Origin of the sequence: Virgibacillus sediminis, from assembly GCF_042643265.1 — a bacterium.
Classification (GTDB): domain Bacteria; phylum Bacillota; class Bacilli; order Bacillales; family Amphibacillaceae; genus Virgibacillus_O; species Virgibacillus_O sediminis.
In genome coordinates, this window is record NZ_JBHRRZ010000013.1 from 61,448 (window position 1) to 80,704 (window position 19,257).

24 protein-coding genes are annotated in these 19,257 nt (G+C 43.1%); 20 read left to right on the top strand and 4 right to left on the bottom strand.

The window, feature by feature from the left end:
- The first annotated feature begins 58 nt into the window (after window positions 1-58).
- From ACFODW_RS07270 to ACFODW_RS07280, 3 genes are all read left to right on the top strand, one after another.
- Window positions 59-1,567, top strand: coding sequence for a sodium:solute symporter family protein (locus ACFODW_RS07270; RefSeq protein ID WP_390304772.1), 1,509 nt, complete (start codon window positions 59-61; stop codon window positions 1,565-1,567).
- A 238-nt stretch (window positions 1,568-1,805) separates the two neighbouring features.
- Window positions 1,806-3,266: a CoA-acylating methylmalonate-semialdehyde dehydrogenase gene (locus ACFODW_RS07275; RefSeq protein ID WP_390304774.1), complete on the top strand. Its 1,461-nt coding sequence runs from the start codon at window positions 1,806-1,808 to the stop codon at window positions 3,264-3,266.
- A gap of 119 nt (window positions 3,267-3,385) precedes the next feature.
- Window positions 3,386-3,955, top strand: coding sequence for an NADPH-dependent FMN reductase (locus ACFODW_RS07280; RefSeq protein ID WP_390304776.1), 570 nt, complete (start codon window positions 3,386-3,388; stop codon window positions 3,953-3,955).
- Between the two features lie 459 nt (window positions 3,956-4,414).
- Here ACFODW_RS07280 and pabB read toward each other — a convergent pair whose 3' ends face one another.
- Both pabB and ACFODW_RS07290 read right to left on the bottom strand, forming a co-directional pair.
- A complete protein-coding gene (gene pabB, locus ACFODW_RS07285; protein WP_390304779.1) occupies window positions 4,415-6,166 on the bottom strand; it encodes an aminodeoxychorismate synthase component I in 1,752 nt (583 codons plus the stop codon).
- Complete coding sequence (locus tag ACFODW_RS07290; protein ID WP_390304781.1) at window positions 6,135-6,764, bottom strand: anthranilate synthase component II; 630 nt, start codon at window positions 6,762-6,764, stop codon at window positions 6,135-6,137. The genes pabB and ACFODW_RS07290 overlap by 32 nt, the downstream gene beginning before the upstream one ends.
- A 330-nt stretch (window positions 6,765-7,094) precedes the next feature.
- On the opposite strand from ACFODW_RS07290, the gene ACFODW_RS07295 reads away from it, so the two are divergent.
- A complete protein-coding gene (locus tag ACFODW_RS07295; protein ID WP_390304783.1) occupies window positions 7,095-7,598 on the top strand; it encodes a spore coat protein in 504 nt (167 codons plus the stop codon).
- A gap of 143 nt (window positions 7,599-7,741) precedes the next feature.
- On the opposite strand, the gene ACFODW_RS07300 is transcribed toward ACFODW_RS07295, so the two are convergent.
- Entirely contained in the window at window positions 7,742-8,089 is a 348-nt protein-coding gene (locus ACFODW_RS07300; protein ID WP_390304785.1) for a general stress protein, read from the bottom strand.
- A 91-nt stretch (window positions 8,090-8,180) separates the two neighbouring features.
- Window positions 8,181-8,912 (bottom strand): potassium channel family protein, encoded by a 732-nt coding sequence (locus ACFODW_RS07305; RefSeq protein ID WP_390304787.1) that lies wholly within the window; start codon window positions 8,910-8,912, stop codon window positions 8,181-8,183.
- A 201-nt stretch (window positions 8,913-9,113) separates the two neighbouring features.
- Here ACFODW_RS07305 and ACFODW_RS07310 point away from each other — a divergent pair, with 201 nt between their 5' ends.
- The 16 genes from ACFODW_RS07310 (at window position 9,114) to ACFODW_RS07385 (ending at window position 18,445) form a co-directional block, all read left to right on the top strand.
- A complete protein-coding gene (locus ACFODW_RS07310) occupies window positions 9,114-9,533 on the top strand; it encodes a CBS domain-containing protein (RefSeq protein ID WP_390304789.1) in 420 nt (139 codons plus the stop codon).
- 153 nt (window positions 9,534-9,686) lie between these two features.
- Complete coding sequence (locus tag ACFODW_RS07315) at window positions 9,687-10,055, top strand: rhodanese-like domain-containing protein (RefSeq protein ID WP_390304791.1); 369 nt, start codon at window positions 9,687-9,689, stop codon at window positions 10,053-10,055.
- Entirely contained in the window at window positions 10,045-10,305 is a 261-nt protein-coding gene (locus ACFODW_RS07320) for a metal-sensitive transcriptional regulator (RefSeq protein WP_390268758.1), read from the top strand. The genes ACFODW_RS07315 and ACFODW_RS07320 overlap by 11 nt, the downstream gene beginning before the upstream one ends.
- A gap of 138 nt (window positions 10,306-10,443) precedes the next feature.
- The gene (locus tag ACFODW_RS07325; RefSeq protein ID WP_390304793.1) at window positions 10,444-10,923 is read left to right on the top strand and encodes a DsrE/DsrF/DrsH-like family protein; all 480 of its coding nucleotides are present in this window, start codon (window positions 10,444-10,446) and stop codon (window positions 10,921-10,923) included.
- 86 nt (window positions 10,924-11,009) lie between these two features.
- Window positions 11,010-11,309, top strand: a complete 300-nt coding sequence (locus tag ACFODW_RS07330; protein WP_390304796.1) for a rhodanese-like domain-containing protein — start codon at window positions 11,010-11,012, stop codon at window positions 11,307-11,309.
- Between the two features lie 14 nt (window positions 11,310-11,323).
- Window positions 11,324-11,893, top strand: coding sequence for a sulfurtransferase TusA family protein (locus tag ACFODW_RS07335; protein WP_390304798.1), 570 nt, complete (start codon window positions 11,324-11,326; stop codon window positions 11,891-11,893).
- Window positions 11,894-11,917: 24 nt separating this feature from the next.
- A complete protein-coding gene (locus ACFODW_RS07340; RefSeq protein WP_390304800.1) occupies window positions 11,918-12,316 on the top strand; it encodes a DsrE/DsrF/DrsH-like family protein in 399 nt (132 codons plus the stop codon).
- Window positions 12,317-12,329: 13 nt separating this feature from the next.
- Entirely contained in the window at window positions 12,330-13,457 is a 1,128-nt protein-coding gene (locus tag ACFODW_RS07345; RefSeq protein WP_390304802.1) for an MBL fold metallo-hydrolase, read from the top strand.
- A 19-nt stretch (window positions 13,458-13,476) separates the two neighbouring features.
- On the top strand, window positions 13,477-13,704 hold the full coding sequence (locus ACFODW_RS07350; protein ID WP_390304804.1) for a sulfurtransferase TusA family protein: 228 nt from the start codon (window positions 13,477-13,479) through the stop codon (window positions 13,702-13,704).
- A 52-nt stretch (window positions 13,705-13,756) separates the two neighbouring features.
- On the top strand, window positions 13,757-14,539 hold the full coding sequence (locus tag ACFODW_RS07355; RefSeq protein WP_390304806.1) for a sulfite exporter TauE/SafE family protein: 783 nt from the start codon (window positions 13,757-13,759) through the stop codon (window positions 14,537-14,539).
- Window positions 14,540-14,602: 63 nt separating this feature from the next.
- Window positions 14,603-14,986 (top strand): DUF302 domain-containing protein, encoded by a 384-nt coding sequence (locus ACFODW_RS07360; protein WP_390304808.1) that lies wholly within the window; start codon window positions 14,603-14,605, stop codon window positions 14,984-14,986.
- Between the two features lie 136 nt (window positions 14,987-15,122).
- The gene (locus tag ACFODW_RS07365) at window positions 15,123-15,482 is read left to right on the top strand and encodes a rhodanese-like domain-containing protein (protein WP_390304810.1); all 360 of its coding nucleotides are present in this window, start codon (window positions 15,123-15,125) and stop codon (window positions 15,480-15,482) included.
- Window positions 15,483-15,564: 82 nt separating this feature from the next.
- Complete coding sequence (locus tag ACFODW_RS07370; protein WP_390304813.1) at window positions 15,565-15,798, top strand: glutaredoxin family protein; 234 nt, start codon at window positions 15,565-15,567, stop codon at window positions 15,796-15,798.
- Window positions 15,799-15,831: 33 nt separating this feature from the next.
- Window positions 15,832-16,959: an MBL fold metallo-hydrolase gene (locus ACFODW_RS07375; RefSeq protein ID WP_390304822.1), complete on the top strand. Its 1,128-nt coding sequence runs from the start codon at window positions 15,832-15,834 to the stop codon at window positions 16,957-16,959.
- A 169-nt stretch (window positions 16,960-17,128) separates the two neighbouring features.
- The gene (locus ACFODW_RS07380) at window positions 17,129-17,704 is read left to right on the top strand and encodes a redoxin domain-containing protein (protein WP_390304816.1); all 576 of its coding nucleotides are present in this window, start codon (window positions 17,129-17,131) and stop codon (window positions 17,702-17,704) included.
- 123 nt (window positions 17,705-17,827) lie between these two features.
- The gene (locus ACFODW_RS07385) at window positions 17,828-18,445 is read left to right on the top strand and encodes a class I SAM-dependent methyltransferase (RefSeq protein WP_390304818.1); all 618 of its coding nucleotides are present in this window, start codon (window positions 17,828-17,830) and stop codon (window positions 18,443-18,445) included.
- Window positions 18,446-19,257: the final 812 nt, after the last annotated feature.

A 19,257-nucleotide genomic window follows, 5' to 3' on the forward strand; every position in this document is an offset into this window, starting at 1 on the left:
AAAGGGGGGGAACGCCTCCCCTTCACTAGTGAATGATAAAAAGTAAAGGAGGTCGGAAATGAGTACAATTACGCTGTACACATGGATTGGGTTTGCCGCATTTCTTGGAGTTATGGTGATCCTTGGTATCGTAAGTGCCAGAAAAACGAAAAGTGTAAGTGATTTTGCTACTGGTGGAGGAAGCTTGGGGCCATATGTACTTGGTCTATCCTTTGCTGCAACCTATTTAAGTGCCGCAACATTTCTCGGATATCCGGGATGGACCCATGCCTGGGGATTGTCCAACCTTTGGCTGTTCCTGGCAATGATTGGCGGTGGGCCGATAGGAGTATTAATGGTAGCAAAAAAGGTGAGGAAGCTGAATACGAAGCAAAAGTCACTTTCCCTGCCGGATTGGCTCGGCGATTTTTATAATAGTGATATATTGAGAGTAGGAACAGGGCTGATTCTGCTCTTCAATGTATTTTACATAGCGGCTCAGTTTGTAGCGGGTGCGCGAATCTTTGAATATCTTCTCGGAATGTCTTATACAAACGGACTGATATTTATTACGGCAATTGTTGTTCTTTATGTATTTGCAGGCGGTGCCTTTGCCGATATCTACACAGACGCCGTCCAGGCTGTGATGATGGCGATTGCTGGTCTTGCAATCTTTATCTCGGGGCTCGTCATTTTTTGGGAAGGGGGAATAACTGCGACATTCTCGGGTATCGTGAATGATCTCAGTTCCCAAAATGGTAATTTAGTAGAGGTGTTTAATCCTGAGTCGGCCCATTTTTATTCCATCGGTGCAATATCGGGTGCGATTGTTATTCAATGGGCATTTGCCTCAGCGCCTCACCTGTTTAACAAAGTGCTTGGGCTGAAAAGTGAAAAGGATCTAGGAAAAATGATTGCTACCTATGTTATCACCGCCTCTTTCTGTCTGCTTGTTCTATTTGGGGGATTATACAGCAGAGTGGCGCTTGGCAATAATGTGGTGCAAGCTGATCTCGCATTAATGGAATATGCAGTCTGGGCTTTTCCGGCGATCGTGGTAGCAATATTCGGTGTGGTCATCCTTGCAGCGGCCATGTCAACAACAGATGGAATATTCGTTTCCATTTCTACCGTATTTGCCAATGATATTTTCCTAAAGTTTCTCGTTAAAAGAAAGATTATCAAGATAAGTGATGAAAAAGCACAAAAAGTTTCGCTGCAAATTAGCCGTCTGACAGTTCCTTTGATAGGATTGGCCGCATTTCTGGTGGTGCTGCAGCCGCCCGCTTATATGGGGGATGTCATGTGGATTGGAATTTCCGGGGTAGCTGCCGGGACGATGGGGCCAATCTTATATGCTGTTTATAGCAAGAAGAAAGCACCTGCAAGAGCGGCAGAACTTTCGATGACCGTAGGATTGTTCTCCTATCTCATTATCTACTTTACTGGTCTCATCCCAAGTACAATGTCCGCAGGCGCAGTAGCCACTTTTATTGGCATTGCAACGATCGTGATTTTTGCACGAATACTGAAAAACCCTCATGTTCCTGCAGAGGAAGTGGAAGAAAGCAGCGTACAGGCAAACTAGGGAAAGGGTGAGTGTAGATGTTTGTTAATCCGATGCTTTCCGTATGGTTGTATGGATTTATCATTAGTCTCATAATTATTGGCTTCTCGCTTTGGAAATGGTATTCCGGAAAGTAGGAGGCAGGTACCGTGGCCAAAGAGGAACGGGGTAACAGATGATCGGGCATTCCTGAGAGAAGGGATGCATGGCATTTCTTTGCTGATTCCATATTTAATCGATAAAAGTTGGAGGTTATACGATGACGGAAACAAAAATAGCTACATTAAAGAACTACATAGGCGGAAAATGGGTGGAGGCGAAATCGGACAAGACAGAGGAAGTCTTTAACCCGGCAACTGGAGAATTGATTGCTCAAGTTCCTATATCCTCTCAAAAGGATGTAGATGATGCGGTGCAGGTAGCCTCCGAAGCATTTCAGGAATGGAAGGAAGTTCCTGTGCCAAAACGAGCGCGCATTCTATTCAAGTATCAGCAGCTGATGGTGGAACACTGGGATGAGCTGGCAGAAATAGTAACCATTGAGAACGGGAAAAACTTTAATGAAGCGAAGGGAGAGGTGCAACGGGGAATTGAAAATGTAGAATTTGCTGCAGGGGCACCTTCTCTGATGATGGGGGAACAGCTCCCATCGATAGCAGATGGATTGGAATCCGGCGTTTATCGTTATCCAATCGGGGTGATTGGGGGGATTACACCATTTAATTTTCCAATGATGGTCCCTGCATGGATGTTTCCCATGGCGATTGTCACGGGCAATACATTTATATTAAAACCATCGGAACGAACACCTTTATTGGCAAATCGTTTGGCTGAATTGCTTGAATTGGCGGGGCTGCCAAAAGGAGTCTTCAATATTGTGCATGGGGCACATGATGTGGTAAATGGCTTATTGGATCATCCGGATATCCCGGCAATCTCCTTTGTCGGCTCCCAGCCGGTTGCCGAATATGTTTATAAAAGAGGAACTGACAATCTGAAGCGGGTGCAGGCACTTGCAGGAGCAAAAAATCACTCGATTGTATTGGAAGATGCCAATATGGAAAATGCAACCACCCAAATCTTAAATGCTGCTTTTGGCTCGGCAGGTGAACGTTGTATGGCAGCGTCAGTTGTTGCCGTGGAAGAGTCGGTCGCTGATGAATTCATATCCTTATTACATCAAAAGGCCGATGGACTTAAAATCGGCAACGGATTGGATGAAGGCGTCTTTCTTGGCCCTCTCATCCGTGAAAGCCATAAAGAACGGACCCTTGATTATATTGCAACTGGGGAAAATGAAGGAGCTAAGCTGGTACGCGACGGAAGAAAAGATGAAAATGCCAAAAGTGCAGGATATTTTGTCGGGCCAACTATTTTTGATCATGTGAGCAGTGAAATGAAGATCTGGCAGGATGAGATATTTGCCCCGGTATTATCAATTGTCAGGGTAAAAGACCTTGACGGCGCCATTGCATTGACAAACAGGTCTTCTTTTGCCAATGGGGCGTGTATTTTTACCAACGACGGCGGGAAAGTCCGGCAGTTTCGGGAAACCATTGATGCCGGGATGCTGGGTGTAAACATCGGTGTACCGGCCCCTATGGCTTTCTTTCCATTCTCCGGCTGGAAAGACTCCTTCTATGGTGACCTACATGCTAACGGCAAAGACGGACTCAATTTTTATACACGAAAAAAAGTTATTACTACTCGATGGGTATAAGTCTTGCAAAGGGAAAGACAAGCAATGCCTGCCATTTGAACATTTAGTGAAATGATGATCTTGAACGTAATGGTGGTTTTCAGCTTAAGAAGCACAGCAGAAGATTTAGGGGGGAGAGAATGAAGGTTGTTGGATTATCCGGTTCAAGAATCGGATCAAAAACAAGAACGGCTATGGAGTATACGATGACAGCAGTTGCTGACAAGTATCCGGATGCCGAGACAACATTAATTGATCTAGCAGATTATGATATACAATTCAGTGATGGTCGTGACTACAGGGAATATGAGGGAGATACAAAATATGTAACGCAGATCATAATGGAAGCCGATGCTATTATTATTGGAACGCCTATTTTCCAGGCATCCATACCAGCAACATTGAAAAATATATTTGATTTAATTCCTGCGGACGCCCTTCAAGGCAAAGTGGCTAGTATACTTGTCACCGCTGGATCACCAAAACATTACTTAATTGCGGAGCAGCAGTTGAAACCAATCCTCGGTTATATGAAAGCCCTAGTGGTCCAGACCTATGTGTTTATCGAAGCAAAGGATTTCTATCAAAAGGAAATAATAAATGAGGATGTACTAGACCGGATGGATCGATTGGCTGAAGATACGGCCGTTCTGACGGAAACATATAAGAGAATTCGTGAAGAAAAAGAAGCAGATTTGAGTTTTAGCTAAATGATAGCGGGTACGTTGAAATCGTTATAGAGTGCCTTCCTATAGTTGGGAATTCATAGAGTTTTCATAAGTACCGACAACTGATCTATTCTGGTCGATTTAAAGCCGGATGAGGTTGGGACAAAATTAAATTGTTTAATTAAGGAAGACGAACAATGACGGATTTAGCGGAGGAAATATGCGTAGACTCCTACGGGAGGAAAGGCCTAGGCGAGACACCGCAGTGCGATAGAACAAGGTGGCTCACCAGCCGCCCGTGGAAAGCGAAGCATATTTCCGCAGCAGCTAACTCCACTAAACAAAATTTCTAGTAGTTCGGAATTTCTTTTGATTAAACACTCTGTGTCCCAACCTCATCTTTTTTAATTGTTTAGGAATTATTTGACTCGTAAATGAAACCCATCAGAATAAAAGTGTTTGTTTAAACGCGCTGATTGCGGAAATATTCTATTGTTGCAGTTACGAAAGGGTCAAGTCGACTCGGAGCCAGCCTCGAACACCATTGATAAACCATATCTCATCATATACACCAAGGTCTTCTTTTTTTATCCTTTTTTCTTCAATGATACCCTGATCTAATAATTGTTTTCGAAACGTTCCTCCTAACAAACCACATACGATAGGAGGGGTGTAAAATTTGCTGCCTTGTTTAACCACTACATTTCCTGTAGTAAATTCAGTGATTTCCCTTTGTTCGTTCCACAATAAAACGGAAAAAATATGATTCAATGCTTGTTGTTGATGTTTCTCATAGATTGTCCGGTTCGTAGTTTTATGATAAAGGTATGGATCACGGCTATCGATTGGTGACTTGGCAAGTGAACAAGTTACCGGTTCTTGCGTATTTGCTAAAGGGCTTGATTCAATGGAGATTTCTCCAGATCGATCTGTCAATAACCGCACCTTATATTTTCCATCAGCGAGGGTGGATTTTAATTGTTCCAAATGATTCTTTACATCTTGCTCATTAATTTTAAAGTTAAAATAACGCGCTGAATCAATTAAACGGTTTAGGTGCTCCTTTAATAGTGGATAATTGCCATCAACGAGTCCAAGTGATTCTAGTAATTGAAATTCGGGACGTCGTTCAGTGAGTAATTGGGCTTTCGTAACCATTTCTTCGTATTCCCCCTCTACGGTTGAATCCCAAGTGATTCCGCCACCAACACCATAAATGGCTTTATTTTGATCAGTATCAAGGAGGACGGTGCGAATCGGGACATTAAAAGTAGCTTCTCTATTTGGGGTAATAAATCCAACTGCACCACAATATACGTCTCTAGGTGACTGTTCTAATTTTGCAATATAATCCATGGTGCTCATTTTTGGTGCCCCAGTGATCGATCCACACGGAAATAATGCTTGAAACCAATCAAAAATAGTCGTGTGCTCTTCCAGCTCCGCTTCTATTGTAGAAGTCATTTGGTGAACAGTGGGATAGGATTCAACAGCAAATAAATTTGGTACGCGAACACTTCCGGGTACAGAGATTCTCCCTAAATCATTCCGTATTAAATCGACGATCATTAAGTTTTCTGCCTGGTCCTTTTCTGATCGCTTTAGCTGTTCTTTTAAGAAACGATCCTCTGTTGGATAACGTCCACGTTTGGCAGTTCCTTTCATTGGCTTTGTCGTAATTCGATTATCCGCAACTCGAAAAAATAGTTCAGGGGAAGCAGATAAAACCCGAAATCTTCCCATATTTAAATAAGCGCTATAAGATGCTTGCTGATTTCTTGCTAGTTGTTGGTAGAAAGAGAAATCATCGCCAAAAAATTGTGCATGTAATCGTGACGTATAGTTGATTTGATAAGTATTTCCTGCTTCAATTGCGTCTTTAATTTTAACCATTGCTGCTTGATACTGATTGTAGCTCAAATCGTATGTCCATTCCGTTACGTGGTAAGGCTCATTTGGTGCTTGAATTTCTATATTTGCCGGACTGTCAAATACCGCAAACCAAACCAAGGGAAAAGCTGATTGAGAATGTATGGAAAGGGTTGGATCAAATGCAGGAGCAGCTTCATAACTTACACACCCTGCAACATAATACCCCCTATCCACGGCTTCTTCCACCTTAGAAAAAATCGTTGTTATTTCTTGTAAATCATTGGTTTGATAGACCCGAACAGGATTTTTGAATACGTATGGTGACTCGCTGCCTTTTTTCGTTTCAAAATCAAAGAGCAGAAAGGGTGTCCCTGGATTCATCATTCATTTCACCTCGCTGATGTAGCCATAACAAAGCTTGTTCATAGCTGTTTTGGGTCATTTGAAAACCATGCTCTGTTAAAATCGATTCTGGATGGAATTGAACTCCCTCTACAGGATACTTTTTATGGCGGATTCCCATAATTGTTCCACTGTCATCAAGTGAACTGATTTTTAGCTGAGCGGGGACTGCATTGGTATCCGCGGCCAACGAGTGATATCTTGTCACATATGTAGGGGATAAAATGGATGTGAAAATTCCAAGCTGATCATGTTGGACTTTGGTGACTTTTCCATGCATTGGCCGGGTCCCTTTTATAATTGAGCCGCCAAAAAATTCAACAATCAGTTGGAAACCAAGACAAACTCCAAAGATTGGTGTTTGATGGTGAAACGCTTTTATAATATTTCTTGATATCCCTGTCTTTTCAGGAGTCCCTGGTCCGGGCGACAACACAATCAAATGAGGTTGGAGTCGTTCAATTTGTTGAACGGTAATCTCATCATTTTTATATACACGAACATCGTTTTCAATTTGTTTGTAATATTGAAACAAATTATATGTAAAGGAATCGTAATTATCGATAATTACAATCATACCATACACCTCTATAAATTATATTAAGCACCTATTATACCTTAAATAAGTGAGATTGGCTTCACTAAACAGCCACATTTCCATCTTGGCCAATTAATATCATGTACATATTCATAGGACAGTTTAAATTTTGGCTGATGGTGGTTAAATCTTGATACTTCCACATTTTCACCAAAAGCTTCCCTTCCTCTTCAGGCGGGTGATTTGGTTTCCTCTATAAAAATGGGACAGATTATCGGTCGGAGCGAATGAGCCCAAAGTGGATTTTTATTGTCTACATTTACTAGTAAACCGAATACAGTATAAATGTCTAGATAAAGGGGGAATACAATGGAGACCAATACTTCAAGATATCCGAACCACCTTGCATGGCATGAGACCCTTGAATTACATGAACTGGTTGCTTTCCAATCTATCGGGTTAATGAAATTAAAAAGGTTTTTTCCAGAGGTCAAAGATGCAGAGCTTCGATCCATTTACGGCCATACGATTAAAAGTTTGGAGAACAATCTGAAGGAACTGCTTCAATTCTATTCATTTGCACCCAGGGATGACGAGCAAGAGGATTTTCGGAACATGGATACGGGCTTCTTTTCGGGGGATTTATTGGGGTTCGCAAAAACATCAGTTCGATATTATGCGATAGCTATTACGGAGACAGCCACACCTGTTCTGAGAGAAATATTGAATAAACAGTTGCAACAAGCGATTCAGACACACGCTATGGTTTTTAACTATATGTATGAGAAAGGGTACTATCCGTCGTATGACCTCGAAAAGTTATTGCGAAATGATATAAGAAAGGCGGGAAATGCGATAAATATGCGCTATTAAATAAGGATGTCAGTTTTTTAAACCAAAACCCTCTATTCCTGCTGGAATGCTTGTGCCGCATAAGAGGAATAATTTCACTTAAAATCATGAAGTACACCTCAAAAGATATTTGAGGTGTACTTTCAATTTAGGGGCTTATGCATTTATTGTAATTCACGGATGGTTTGATCGACGAACATGACGAGGTCTCCTCTGTGTGCCTGATCATAGAACACACCGGCCTGTTGATCATCATATCCCATTTCCTGGATGGTATCCCGTATAGGGTCGTCGCCTACAAGAAAATGTTTGAACTTGTCTTTCCAGCTTTCTTCTTCTTTTGTCTGGACTACTGTATCAGTTGTGCCGCGAACAAGGGAGACATCATCCTTTTTCTTTGTCAGTATGAATATTTCCGATTCGTCATACCCTTGTTCTTTTAAATCCTTCAGTTTTTCCAGTACTTCCTCTTCCTGTTCAAATGTACCAACATGTTTTGTTGCAGGAGCCATCACTTGTTCCTCCTCATCATTTATTGGTTTACATATCTATTTCCTTTTAACTGTGAGTTGAAACAGGGAGCGGAGTGGATGGATTTGCGGCTTAACCGGGAATATCCTTTTGATCATCTTGGGATTGTTCGTTTAAATCGCGCAGCAGCAGGATGAGCCTGTTCTTCTCCTGTACCGTCAATTCTTCATATCTGTCCAGCTCCGTTTTAATGAATTCGATGGCAGGGTCTGTTTGCTTCTGATCCTTGACGAAATAGGTAGTGATGGAGCCGGTTAGCATACCGATCAATCCAATACCTACCAACATAAGGAAAATGGCGACAACCCTTCCGAGGATAGAGTCCGGAGAAATATCTCCGTATCCCACGGTCGTAGTAGTTACGATCGACCACCATAAACCGTCAGCATACGTATCAATCGTAGGCTCAAAGTGTGTAACCAATACGGTAGATAGGATCAGCATAATGACTGATAAAGTTAACACCCTGTCTAATCCATTGGTTTTCAAAATTTGGCTTAGTAACTTGAGATGTTTATTTCCTGCAGAAACCAACCGCAGGAGACGAAAGGCCCTTACTATCCTGGCAGCATGGAATATACTGTCTAGTGGGATGGCGGCTACGATATCGAAGGGGTTCTTCTTAACAAACTCCCACTTATGATCGCTTCTGATGAAGCGTACCATCACATCGAGAAATAGTAGCAGCCATACAAAGCGGTCCAATATAATGATTGTCGCATTGTCACTATTTATAAAAAATACGGAAATGAATGCAAGGGACACCAGCACGATCTCATAGACAGCAGTTATTCGCTTATACAATTGATCATTCAATCCTCTAAATATAATATTTTGTACTATTCTATTATATTACAGCTAGGGGTAGTATGAAATAAGATTCTTAGGATTCCATAGTAGTGATGGAGGTTTAACTCCCGATGTAATCGGAAATAGTTTTTATGAAGCCGCTAAAAAGCGGATGAGGATTAAAACTTCTAAAGGGAGTTAAAGGAGGTTGTGCAAATGACAGTACTTCAAGAGGTAATGACAGAGAGAGTTGTCGATGCAAAACCGACGGATAATCTGCTCACCCTTGCGAAAGAAATGGAAACGAAAGACGTAGGGATGATTCCGGTTATGGGAAACGGTAATGTTGAAGGAATACTGACAGACCGCGATATCGTTACCAAAGGACTGGCCAAAAATAAGGATGTCGAGCAAGTCACAGCAGGTGAGGTCATGAACGAAAATGTGGTGACTGGCCTTCCGGATATGGATATCAGTGAAGCAGCTAAAGTCATGCAGGATCACCAGATCTCCCGTCTGCTTGTAGCAGAGGATAATGAAGTGAAAGGCGTCGTTTCCCTTGGCGACATTTCCTTGAGGGACAATGATGAGTTAAGCGGCGGCACATTGGAAGAAGTTAAAAAGCCTAGACACTAAGTAGTTATTAAAAGTAAAAATAGTTGAAACCAAGCCTTCCACCCCTTATGATGAATGGGTGGAAGGCTTTTTTATCAGCTCAAAATAAAAGGGGTTGACAATATACCTTGCGGGGTATATGATGATATCAGACTTCCTTGAGAGGGGTTGCGAATGAGCATTGTAATTGGAATTATCATTGCCTGGATTGCCATCCAGTTATATAGAAGGAATATACCGGTCACTGGAGTGAAGAAGGTTAGTCCCTTTGATCTTTTGGCTGTTGAGGAAGAGAAGATGCTATTGGACGTGAGGGATTTTCAAACTTCTTCCGATAATCGGCTCGAACATGTGCAAAATATGCCGCTACCGTACCTCCACAGGTATTATAAGGAACTTCCGAACAAACGGATCATCCTTATTGCTGCAGATCATGTAGAGAAGAATCTGGCCGCACGGTTTTTAAAGGGAAAAGGTGTCAGTATAAATGGCTACCATTTGGAAAAAAGTAATAGAAAGGAGCGGTATTCCTATGAAATATGATGAAAAAGTAACCAATCGGATGAAACGAATTGAAGGGCAGATCCGTGGGCTGCTGCGGATGATGGAAGAAGAAAAGGACTGCAAGGATGTTGTAACACAGCTTTCCGCAGTAAAAAGTGCCATTGATCGCACATCTGCCCTGATTGTCAGCAAAAACCTGGAAGAATGTATCCGTCAGGAACAGGAGAATGGACAGAGTGCAGAAGAACTGATCAATGAAGCGGTCAGCCTCCTGGTGAAAAGCAGGTAGCACCGCTTCTATACAAAATGGTTGACAAGAGCATTATTATGGATAGTGGCTGGAATTCAGCCGTTATTTTTTAAATAATTATATACCCATACAGGTATCTGTAAATAAAAAATAAAATAAGAAAAGGGAGCAAATATAATGGCAGAGAAGAAAAAAACAACAATTATTCTATTCAGCGGGGAGTACGATAAGGCAATGGCAGCATATATCATTGCTAATGGGGCTGCTGCTTACGACCATGAAGTAACGATTTTCCATACCTTCTGGGGCCTGAATGCACTGAGGAAAGAGAATCAAGTGCCGGTCAAGAAAGGTTTCATGGAGAAGATGTTTGGGAAAATGATGCCTAGGGGCGCAGATAAAATGGGACTCTCCAAGATGAATTACCTTGGGATGGGGCCAAAAATGATCAAGGATGTTATGAAGAAGCATAACTCTATGCCTTTGCCGCAGCTAATTGAGATGGCTCAGGAGCAAGATATAAAATTGCTCGCATGTACCATGACCATGGATCTTCTGGGGTTACAGAAGGAAGAGCTGCTGGATGATATCGAGTACGGTGGAGTAGCTGCCTATATCGGTGAAGCGGAAGAAGGAAACATCAGCTTGTTCATCTAAATTTTTTTGCGTCATTAAATACCCCTATGGGTAACTTTGATAAAATTGATATAAATAGTAAGGGTTAGAAAGGAGAGGTTTCCAGGATGAAGGAAATCACAGCAGAACAACTGGCAGAGAAAATAAAAAGTGGAGAAAAAGTGAATGTTGTTGATGTTAGAGAAGATGAAGAGGTAGCACAAGGCAAAATCCCCGGTGCTAAGCATATCCCATTGGGAGAAGTCCCGAACCGTTTGGATGAGTTGGATAAAGATAAGCATTATTATATGGTTTGCCGTTCTGGCGGCCGAAGTGGAAATGCAACCCAGTTCCTATCTGAAAAAGGGTACGATGTGACAAACATGGCCGGCGGTATGCTGGACTGGAAAAACGAAGTGGAGAAATAAGGAGGAAATTGATGATGAGTATTATTGCAGATGAAATTCTTGATGCAAAAGGCTTGGCTTGCCCTATGCCAATTGTAAGAACAAAGAAAGCCATTACCAATCTGGATCCCGGCAAGGTGATGGAAGTACAGGCAACGGATAAAGGTTCAACTGCCGACCTGAAAGCATGGTCGGAAAGCACTGGGCATCAATACCTGGGAACCGTAGAAGATGGGGAAGTCCTCAAGCATTATATTCGGCGTGCGAGTGAATCAGAGACTTCTGAAGAAACACGACATGATACCGTAGCAGATCTTGAAGAGCTGCGCAGCAAGCTGGACGGGAATGAAGACATTATGGTACTGGATGTTCGCGAGCCTGCAGAATATGCCTTCGGTCATATCCCGAGTGCGGTCAATATACCCCTAGGGGAATTGGAAGGCCGCATGGAAGAACTGGATAAAGACAAAGATATCCATGTCATCTGCCGTACTGGCAGCAGAAGTGACCTTGCTGCACAGAAACTGGCTGAAAAAGGATTCGGGCGAGTAATAAACGTGGTTCCTGGTATGGCTAAATGGGATGGACCACAGGATAAAAACTAATAAAACTATTGGAGGTTTTTCACTATGGTTAACACAAAAGTAGCAATCATTGCATCAAACGGCAGTCTCTTTGATGCTTACAAAGTATTCAACATCGCGACAGCTTCGGCTGCACCCGATGCGGAGGTGGGTATCTTCTTTACCTTTGAAGGATTGAACATGATCCACAAGGAAGCACACAAGGAACTGCCGTTGCCTGAAGGGAAGGAGCATTTCCAGGAAGGTTTCCAAAAAGCGAACGTTCCATCCATCGAAGAGCTTGTCAATATGGCTCAGGAAATGGGAGTGCGTATGATAGGCTGCCAAATGACGATGGATGTCATGAACCTGGAAAAAGATGCATTTATTGAGGGAATCGAAGTAGGCGGAGCGGCAACATTTATTGAGTATGCAAAGGATGCGAACATCACCCTGACATTCTAAGGAGGCGTTATTTATGACAAAAGCAATCTCACCTAAGGAACTGGCTCAGCGAGTAATCAACCGGGAAGACACATTGATTTTGGACGTCAGAAACACCGATGATTTCGACGACTGGAGAATTGAGGGAGAGAATGTCGAAGTCTTGAATGAACCTTATTTCAATCTCATGGACGGGATTGAACCTGTTGAGGGCAGACTGGAGAAAGATCAGGAGGTTATTACAGTTTGTGCCAAGGGCAACTCTTCCGAAATGGTAGCTGAACAATTGGAAGAAGCTGGGTTCACCAAAGTATACAGCCTGGAGGGCGGTATGCAGGCATGGAGTGAGCACTTGGAACCGGTCAAAGTAGGTGATTTGAACGATGGCGGAGCGATCTATCAGTTCGTCCGTCTCGGAAAAGGCTGCCTTTCTTATTTCATTGAATCCAATGGTGAAGCGTCGGTGGTCGATACTGCCCGTATGACAGAGGCTTATGAGCAATTTGCCGAAAAGCGGGAAGTAAAGATCAAGCATGTTCTGGATACTCACTTGCATGCAGACCACATTTCAGGGGGAAGAGAGCTTGCAGGAAAGACAGGGGAAAGCTATTACCTTCCACCTAAAGATGCCTCAGAGGTGACTTTTGAATATCAGCCGTTGGAGGAAGGGAATGACCTGGTGGTAGGTAATACTGCTATCCAAGTACAGCCTATTTATTCACCGGGCCACACCATTGGCAGCACCTCTCTAATTATTGAAGACAAATATCTGCTCACTGGTGATATTCTGTTTGTGCAGTCTATTGGCCGCCCGGATTTGGCTGGAAAGGCAGAAGATTGGGTCGGTGATCTGCATGAAACCTTGTACAAGCGCTATAAGGAACTTTCAGATGATCTGATCGTTCTTCCGGCCCATTATTCTTCCATCGAAGAGCAGGGAGAAAAGGGCGAAGTGGCTGCACGCTTGGGCGATCTCTATCAAGAGAATTCCGGCCTGCAGGTGGATAGTGAAGAGAAATTCCGCCAGATGGTAACGGAAAACCTGCCGCCACAGCCGAATGAACATGAAAAGATCAGAAAAACAAACATGGGTAAAGTGAATCCTGACCATGATGAACAAAAAGAAATGGAAACAGGGCCAAACCGCTGTGCGGTTTCATAAATAAAGGAGGAGAATAAAGATGGAAGCAACTAAAGTATTGGACGCAAAAGGTCTGGCATGCCCTATGCCAATCGTGAGAACAAAGAAAGCAATCGAGGAAATCAATACAGGGGAAGTTTTGGAAGTTCATGCGACAGATAAGGGAGCAAAAAGCGACCTGACTGCATGGGCAAAATCCGTTGGGCATGAATTGCTTGAGGATACCGAAGAAGATGGCGTTCTAAAATTCTGGATCAAAAAAGGCTAAAAAGGAGACCCGTCTAAGCGGGTCCCCTCTTTATTTAGGGGGAATATAACCAATGGAATACAGTTTACTATTTATCATCACACTTTTTCTTATCGGCTTTGTCGGTTCCTTCATCTCAGGGATGGTAGGTATCGGCGGATCCATTATTAAATATCCAATGCTGCTGTATATTCCGGCAATGGTTGGTGTTTCAACATTTACTGCCCACGAAGTATCCGGGATCAGTGCTGTTCAAGTATTGTTCGCCACGATTGGAGGAGTTTGGGCGTACCGGAAAGGCGGCTATTTAAATAAATCACTGATTCTTTATATGGGAATTTCCATCCTGATCGGGAGCTTCATCGGAGGATATGGTTCTCAGTTCATGGGTGAAGGTGCCATTAATATTGTTTATGGAATTCTAGCGACAATAGCAGCCATTATGATGTTCATTCCGAAGAAAGGAATTGATGATATTCCTTTGGATCAGGTCACTTTCAATAAAGGAGTGGCATCTGTATCCGCTTTGTTAGTAGGGATTGGTGCAGGGATTGTCGGTGCCGCAGGAGCATTTGTCCTCGTGCCGATTATGCTCGTAATCCTTAAGATCCCGACCAGGATGACAATCGCCACTTCATTGGCGATTACATTTATTTCCTCCATTGGTTCTACAGCCGGGAAACTCCTGACTGGACAAGTGCTGTTCATTCCTGCTGTGATCATGATTATTGCAAGCTTGATTGCCTCTCCTTTGGGAGCGAAGGCAGGTCAGAAGATCAATACTAAAATCCTTCAAATTCTGTTGGCCGTTCTCATACTTGGAACAGCGATAAAAATATGGACGGATGTATTTTAATCGACTCTTCTCTGTTATTTCCTCCTCATCCAGGGAAAGAATAATGGGAAAGGAGATGATGGAATGTTCGATTACACGGTTACAACTAAAAAGTCTGTAAATAAAGCGATCCAATCATTAGAAGAAGTTTTGAAAGAGGATCAGTTCGGGGTACTTTGGAATTTTGATATCAGAGAAACACTTGGAAAAAAGGGATTTGAATATGATCAGGAGTTTCATGTCCTTGAGGTATGTAACCCAGGTTCTGCAAAAGAGGTATTAACCAACAACCATATGGCCGGATACTTTCTCCCATGCAAAATAGTTGTTTATGAGCATGAGGGGACTACCCATATTGGCATGCCGAGACCGAAGAAATTGATTGAGTTGACAGGTGATCATTCATTAGATGAGTTTGCCGAGGATATCGAAAAGCGCCTGGTTTCAGCAATGGACAAGGCTAAGTAAGAGCAAGTCCCCTGCACCGGCTGCCGGCCGGTGTTCTCTCTTTTATACTTAATCTGGAAAGCTTGGTTGTTTGACAAAAATACCCCAGGGTGTATAATGTGGTTAGAACATGAGGGAGCAAAAGGAGGAACAATCAATGGATATAATTACGTGGCTGCTGATCATTGTTGCAGCATATTTTCTGATAAGCAGGATGATGCCTGCAAAAGGTGTAACCAACATTACTACAGAGGAAGCAAAAGGAAAGTTCAAGGATAAGGGCACACAATTTGTTGATGTACGTACCGCTGGGGAATATAAGGCAAATCACCGTAAGCCATTTAAGAATATCCCTTTGCACGAGCTGTCAAATCGTATAGCGGAGTTGGATAAAAACAAGGAAGTCGTAGTGATCTGTCAGAGCGGTATGAGAAGTATGAAGGCTGCTAGGATTTTAAAAAAGCAGGGCTTTAATAAAATCAGCAATGTACGTGGCGGCATAGGAGCATGGAGTTAACAAACTATTAAGCTACAAGGATCCGTCTATATTTTTTTGAATCAAATATACCCCCTTCGGTATATTTGATGGAGGTGTGAAAATGAATTCCATTACGGTATTCACAACAACACAGTGTCCATACTGTGTCATGCTGAAGAGCTTTCTGACGGCACAGAACGTGGACTTTGAAGAAGTGAATGTAGAACAGAACCCGGAGATTATGCAACAGCTTGTTGCTGAGACCGGACAGATGGGCGTCCCGCAATCCAGGGTGAATGGCCAATGGGTTGTAGGTTTTGATCCGGATGCTATTGTAGGCTTGCTAAAAAAGTAAAGTAAAAGAAAAAACGTATGGAGGGAATGTATGATGTCAATGAAGGCAATGACTGCTGGTGAAGCAGCAAAAAAAGTGATCAATAGAGAGGAACTCTTTGTTCTGGATGTAAGAAATACAGATGACTTTGAAGATTGGAAGATGGAAGGTGAAAGATTTGAATACCTGAACATCCCGTATTTTGATTTGATTGATGGGGTGGAGAATATTCTGGATAAACTTCCAACTGATCAAGAAATTCTTGTAGTATGTGCAAAAGAAGGATCATCTGTCATGGTAGCGGAGATGCTTTCCGAACAAGGTCTTGATGTTTCCTATCTGCAAGGCGGTATGAAAGCATGGAGTGAGCATATGGAGCCTGTTAAAGTCGGCGATTTAAATAATGGAGGAGAGTTGTATCAATTTGTCCGTCTTGGCAAAGGCTGTCTCTCTTATATGGTAATCTGTCATGGGGAAGCGGCTGTCATTGATGCAACGCGGATGACAAATATTTTTACAGAATTTGCAAAAGAAAAGGGTGTGGAGATCAAGCATGTATTTGACACACATCTTCATGCCGACCATATTTCCGGCGGCAGAAAGATTGCTGAACAGACAGGTGGACAATACTGGCTGCCTCCAAAAGATGCAGGTGAAGTGACATTCGACTATCAGCCGCTAGAAGACGGGGAAAGCGTGACGATTGGAGAAACGACGATCGAAATTAATGCATTATACTCCCCTGGGCATACAATCGGCTCTACTTCCTTTGTGGTAGATAACAGCTATCTGCTGTCTGGAGATATTCTGTTCATTGACTCGATTGGCCGTCCGGATTTAGCCGGGATGGCGGAAGATTGGGTTGGTGATCTGAGAGAAACATTGTACAATCGTTATCGGTCTCTTTCAGAGGAATTGGTCGTTCTTCCTGCCCACTTCATGATTATTGATGAGTTGAATGAAGACGGTTCGGTTGGACAAAAACTTGGAAAACTGTTCGAGGAGAATCATGGGTTGAATATTAAGGATGAAGGAGAGTTCCGGCGAGTGGTTACGGAAAATCTGCCGCCACAGCCTAATGCCTACGAGGAGATCCGCAAAACAAATATGGGTATCATTACACCAGAAGAAGAGGAACAGCGTGAGATGGAAATCGGGCCGAACCGCTGTGCAGTAAGGTAACCATAAACAGATATAAGAAAACCGGAGTCGTTCCTGTAGAGCGTCTCCGGTTTTTGAATAAGGAGATACTGAAATAAGGGTTTTGCTTATTTTAACGAAACTTTCCTATTCCCCATATATAATGGAGGCATCGGAGTTTCGGAGACTGATGATAGGGAGATGGTCCACCATGAAAAAAATCGTGATATTTCTTATATTGGCGGCAATGTTCGGTTGGGCAGTATATGACTTTGTCTCGCCAGAGGTTTCTCCGGATGAAAGTGAATTCCATGCAACAGATCAAACGGAGACAGAGGATGCGGGAAAAGGGACCGAAGCGCAGACTGGACTGGACATAGGAAATAAGGCACCTGATTTTACCCTGAAAGGGCTGAATGGGAAGGAGATGAAATTGTCAGATTTCCGTGGCCAAAGGGTGATGCTTAATTTTTGGGCTACATGGTCTCCGCCATGCCGTGCGGAGATGCCGGACATGGAGGAGTTCTACCAAAATAAAGATGTTTCTGTATTAGCGGTGAACTTGACGGAGACCGAATCGAGCGGGCAAGGCGTAGAAGAATTTGTTGAAGAATATGGGCTATCTTTCCCTGTGTTGATGGATGAAAAGACGGTGGTGGCAGATACTTATGCTATCCAGCCAGTACCGACCACATATATGATCGACTCCAATGGGGTTATTCAACACAAAGCGTTTGGGGCGATGAACTATGACATGATGGTCCAGGAGTTTGAAAAAATGGAGTAGTTATCCCTCATTTTGTATACTCAGGTACAGAGGTGATCAAGATGAACCGAAGCGTGTTGGTAGTGGAAGATGATAAGATGATTCGCGAGCTCGTGAGTAAAAAAAGAAGGAGTAGGTGTTAAAATGTCAAAAGAACAATGGGATAACAGTTTTTCGGATGAAGAGTTTGTATATGGAACACGTCCAAATGAATTTATTGAGAAAATGAGTGGAGTACTTCCCGATCACTCGAAAATTGGCTGTTTTGCTGAAGGAGAGGGAAGAAATGCAGTTTACCTAGCCGGGTTGGGCCATGAAGTCACCGCCTATGACCAGTCACCAGTCGGCCTCGCGAAGGCGAAGGAGCTGGCCAAGGAGCATGGCGTCAGTCTCCAGACTGCTGTAATGGATCTCACGAAAGAAAAAGTGGAAACACGGCAATATGACGCAGCTGTTATGGTATTTGGCCATGTACCGAGAGAAGACCAGGCTTTTTTTATCGAAAATATCCTCGATTCCGTCAAACCAGGCGGTCATATTCTTTTGGAAGTATATTCAGAAGATCAGCTAAAATACCAGACAGGTGGACCGAAATCTCTGGACATGCTGTATCATCCTTCGCAGATACTGGAATGGATAGGAGATCACCAATGCCTGCATTTCTATTATGGAGAGGCGGAGAGAAATGAAGGAAAACGCCACCATGGTACAGGGCATGTGATACAAGCTGTAGTTCGGAAAAAGGACACAGGTGAAGTATAACCACAAAGGTTCTTCTCGTAATTTTTGTTGCTCTTTACCTCTTGCCATGTCTACATACGACACAAATATTTCTCGTGATATTCCCACCGGATCGGCTGATAGTGATGACTGCCTGTTCACATCGCTTCCGTAGGCCCGGCCTCAGTCTCCTCAGAAGCAAATAACCCTTCCTCCGGGGTAACACGGGTTGTTCTACAGGAGTCTATGCATTCTGCCCCGCTGGCTGAATTTAGCATCTTCTAGGGGGTGTCTCTCTAAAAATCATTGTTTCCCATCTCTACAGCCGCTAGTATTTTACTGAGTTGTAACCAACTAACCAGCGGAGGAAATCCACGGAGACTTCTGCGGGAACAGTGGCCAGAGTGAGATCCCGCAGAACGACAGTTCGAGGAAGCTCACGGGCCGCCCGCGAAAAGCGAAGTGGAATTTCCGCAGCGGTGTAAAAAGGACACTCACGCCTTATCAAGCAGCATAGCAATATTTAATCATGTAACTAGTAAACAAATAGAAACACCACTTTTATAAAATGGCTCTTTAGAAAACACCGAACATAAAAGAGGTTGGGACAAAATTAAATTGCTTTACTCAAAAGATGAACAATGAACCGAATTAGCGGAGGAAATATACGGAGACTCCTACGGGAGGAAAGGCCTAGGTGAGACCCCGAAGTGCGATAGCACTCGGAGGCTCAGCAGCCGCCCGTGGAAAGCGAAGTTATCATGAACGAAACTAGCTCCTATTCGTAACAACGTAGGTTAATTTGGTAATACTGAATTACTAACCAATGCCAAATCAGAGCTATAATACGAAAG

Coding starts and splice junctions, on each gene's coding strand:
- ACFODW_RS07385 (WP_390304818.1), top strand. CDS start 17,828: ATGTCAAAAGAACAATGGGATAACAGTTTTTCGGATGAAGAGTTTGTA.
- ACFODW_RS07270 (WP_390304772.1), top strand. CDS start 59: ATGAGTACAATTACGCTGTACACATGGATTGGGTTTGCCGCATTTCTT.
- ACFODW_RS07355 (WP_390304806.1), top strand. CDS start 13,757: ATGGAATACAGTTTACTATTTATCATCACACTTTTTCTTATCGGCTTT.
- ACFODW_RS07300 (WP_390304785.1), bottom strand. CDS start 8,089: ATGGCTCCTGCAACAAAACATGTTGGTACATTTGAACAGGAAGAGGAA.
- ACFODW_RS07340 (WP_390304800.1), top strand. CDS start 11,918: ATGGTTAACACAAAAGTAGCAATCATTGCATCAAACGGCAGTCTCTTT.
- ACFODW_RS07290 (WP_390304781.1), bottom strand. CDS start 6,764: ATGATTGTAATTATCGATAATTACGATTCCTTTACATATAATTTGTTT.
- ACFODW_RS07365 (WP_390304810.1), top strand. CDS start 15,123: ATGGATATAATTACGTGGCTGCTGATCATTGTTGCAGCATATTTTCTG.
- ACFODW_RS07370 (WP_390304813.1), top strand. CDS start 15,565: ATGAATTCCATTACGGTATTCACAACAACACAGTGTCCATACTGTGTC.
- ACFODW_RS07335 (WP_390304798.1), top strand. CDS start 11,324: ATGAGTATTATTGCAGATGAAATTCTTGATGCAAAAGGCTTGGCTTGC.
- ACFODW_RS07325 (WP_390304793.1), top strand. CDS start 10,444: ATGGCAGAGAAGAAAAAAACAACAATTATTCTATTCAGCGGGGAGTAC.
- ACFODW_RS07315 (WP_390304791.1), top strand. CDS start 9,687: ATGAGCATTGTAATTGGAATTATCATTGCCTGGATTGCCATCCAGTTA.
- ACFODW_RS07330 (WP_390304796.1), top strand. CDS start 11,010: ATGAAGGAAATCACAGCAGAACAACTGGCAGAGAAAATAAAAAGTGGA.
- ACFODW_RS07360 (WP_390304808.1), top strand. CDS start 14,603: ATGTTCGATTACACGGTTACAACTAAAAAGTCTGTAAATAAAGCGATC.
- ACFODW_RS07295 (WP_390304783.1), top strand. CDS start 7,095: ATGGAGACCAATACTTCAAGATATCCGAACCACCTTGCATGGCATGAG.
- ACFODW_RS07280 (WP_390304776.1), top strand. CDS start 3,386: ATGAAGGTTGTTGGATTATCCGGTTCAAGAATCGGATCAAAAACAAGA.
- ACFODW_RS07350 (WP_390304804.1), top strand. CDS start 13,477: ATGGAAGCAACTAAAGTATTGGACGCAAAAGGTCTGGCATGCCCTATG.
- ACFODW_RS07380 (WP_390304816.1), top strand. CDS start 17,129: ATGAAAAAAATCGTGATATTTCTTATATTGGCGGCAATGTTCGGTTGG.
- ACFODW_RS07345 (WP_390304802.1), top strand. CDS start 12,330: ATGACAAAAGCAATCTCACCTAAGGAACTGGCTCAGCGAGTAATCAAC.
- ACFODW_RS07320 (WP_390268758.1), top strand. CDS start 10,045: ATGAAATATGATGAAAAAGTAACCAATCGGATGAAACGAATTGAAGGG.
- pabB (WP_390304779.1), bottom strand. CDS start 6,166: ATGAATCCAGGGACACCCTTTCTGCTCTTTGATTTTGAAACGAAAAAA.
- ACFODW_RS07275 (WP_390304774.1), top strand. CDS start 1,806: ATGACGGAAACAAAAATAGCTACATTAAAGAACTACATAGGCGGAAAA.
- ACFODW_RS07310 (WP_390304789.1), top strand. CDS start 9,114: ATGACAGTACTTCAAGAGGTAATGACAGAGAGAGTTGTCGATGCAAAA.
- ACFODW_RS07375 (WP_390304822.1), top strand. CDS start 15,832: ATGTCAATGAAGGCAATGACTGCTGGTGAAGCAGCAAAAAAAGTGATC.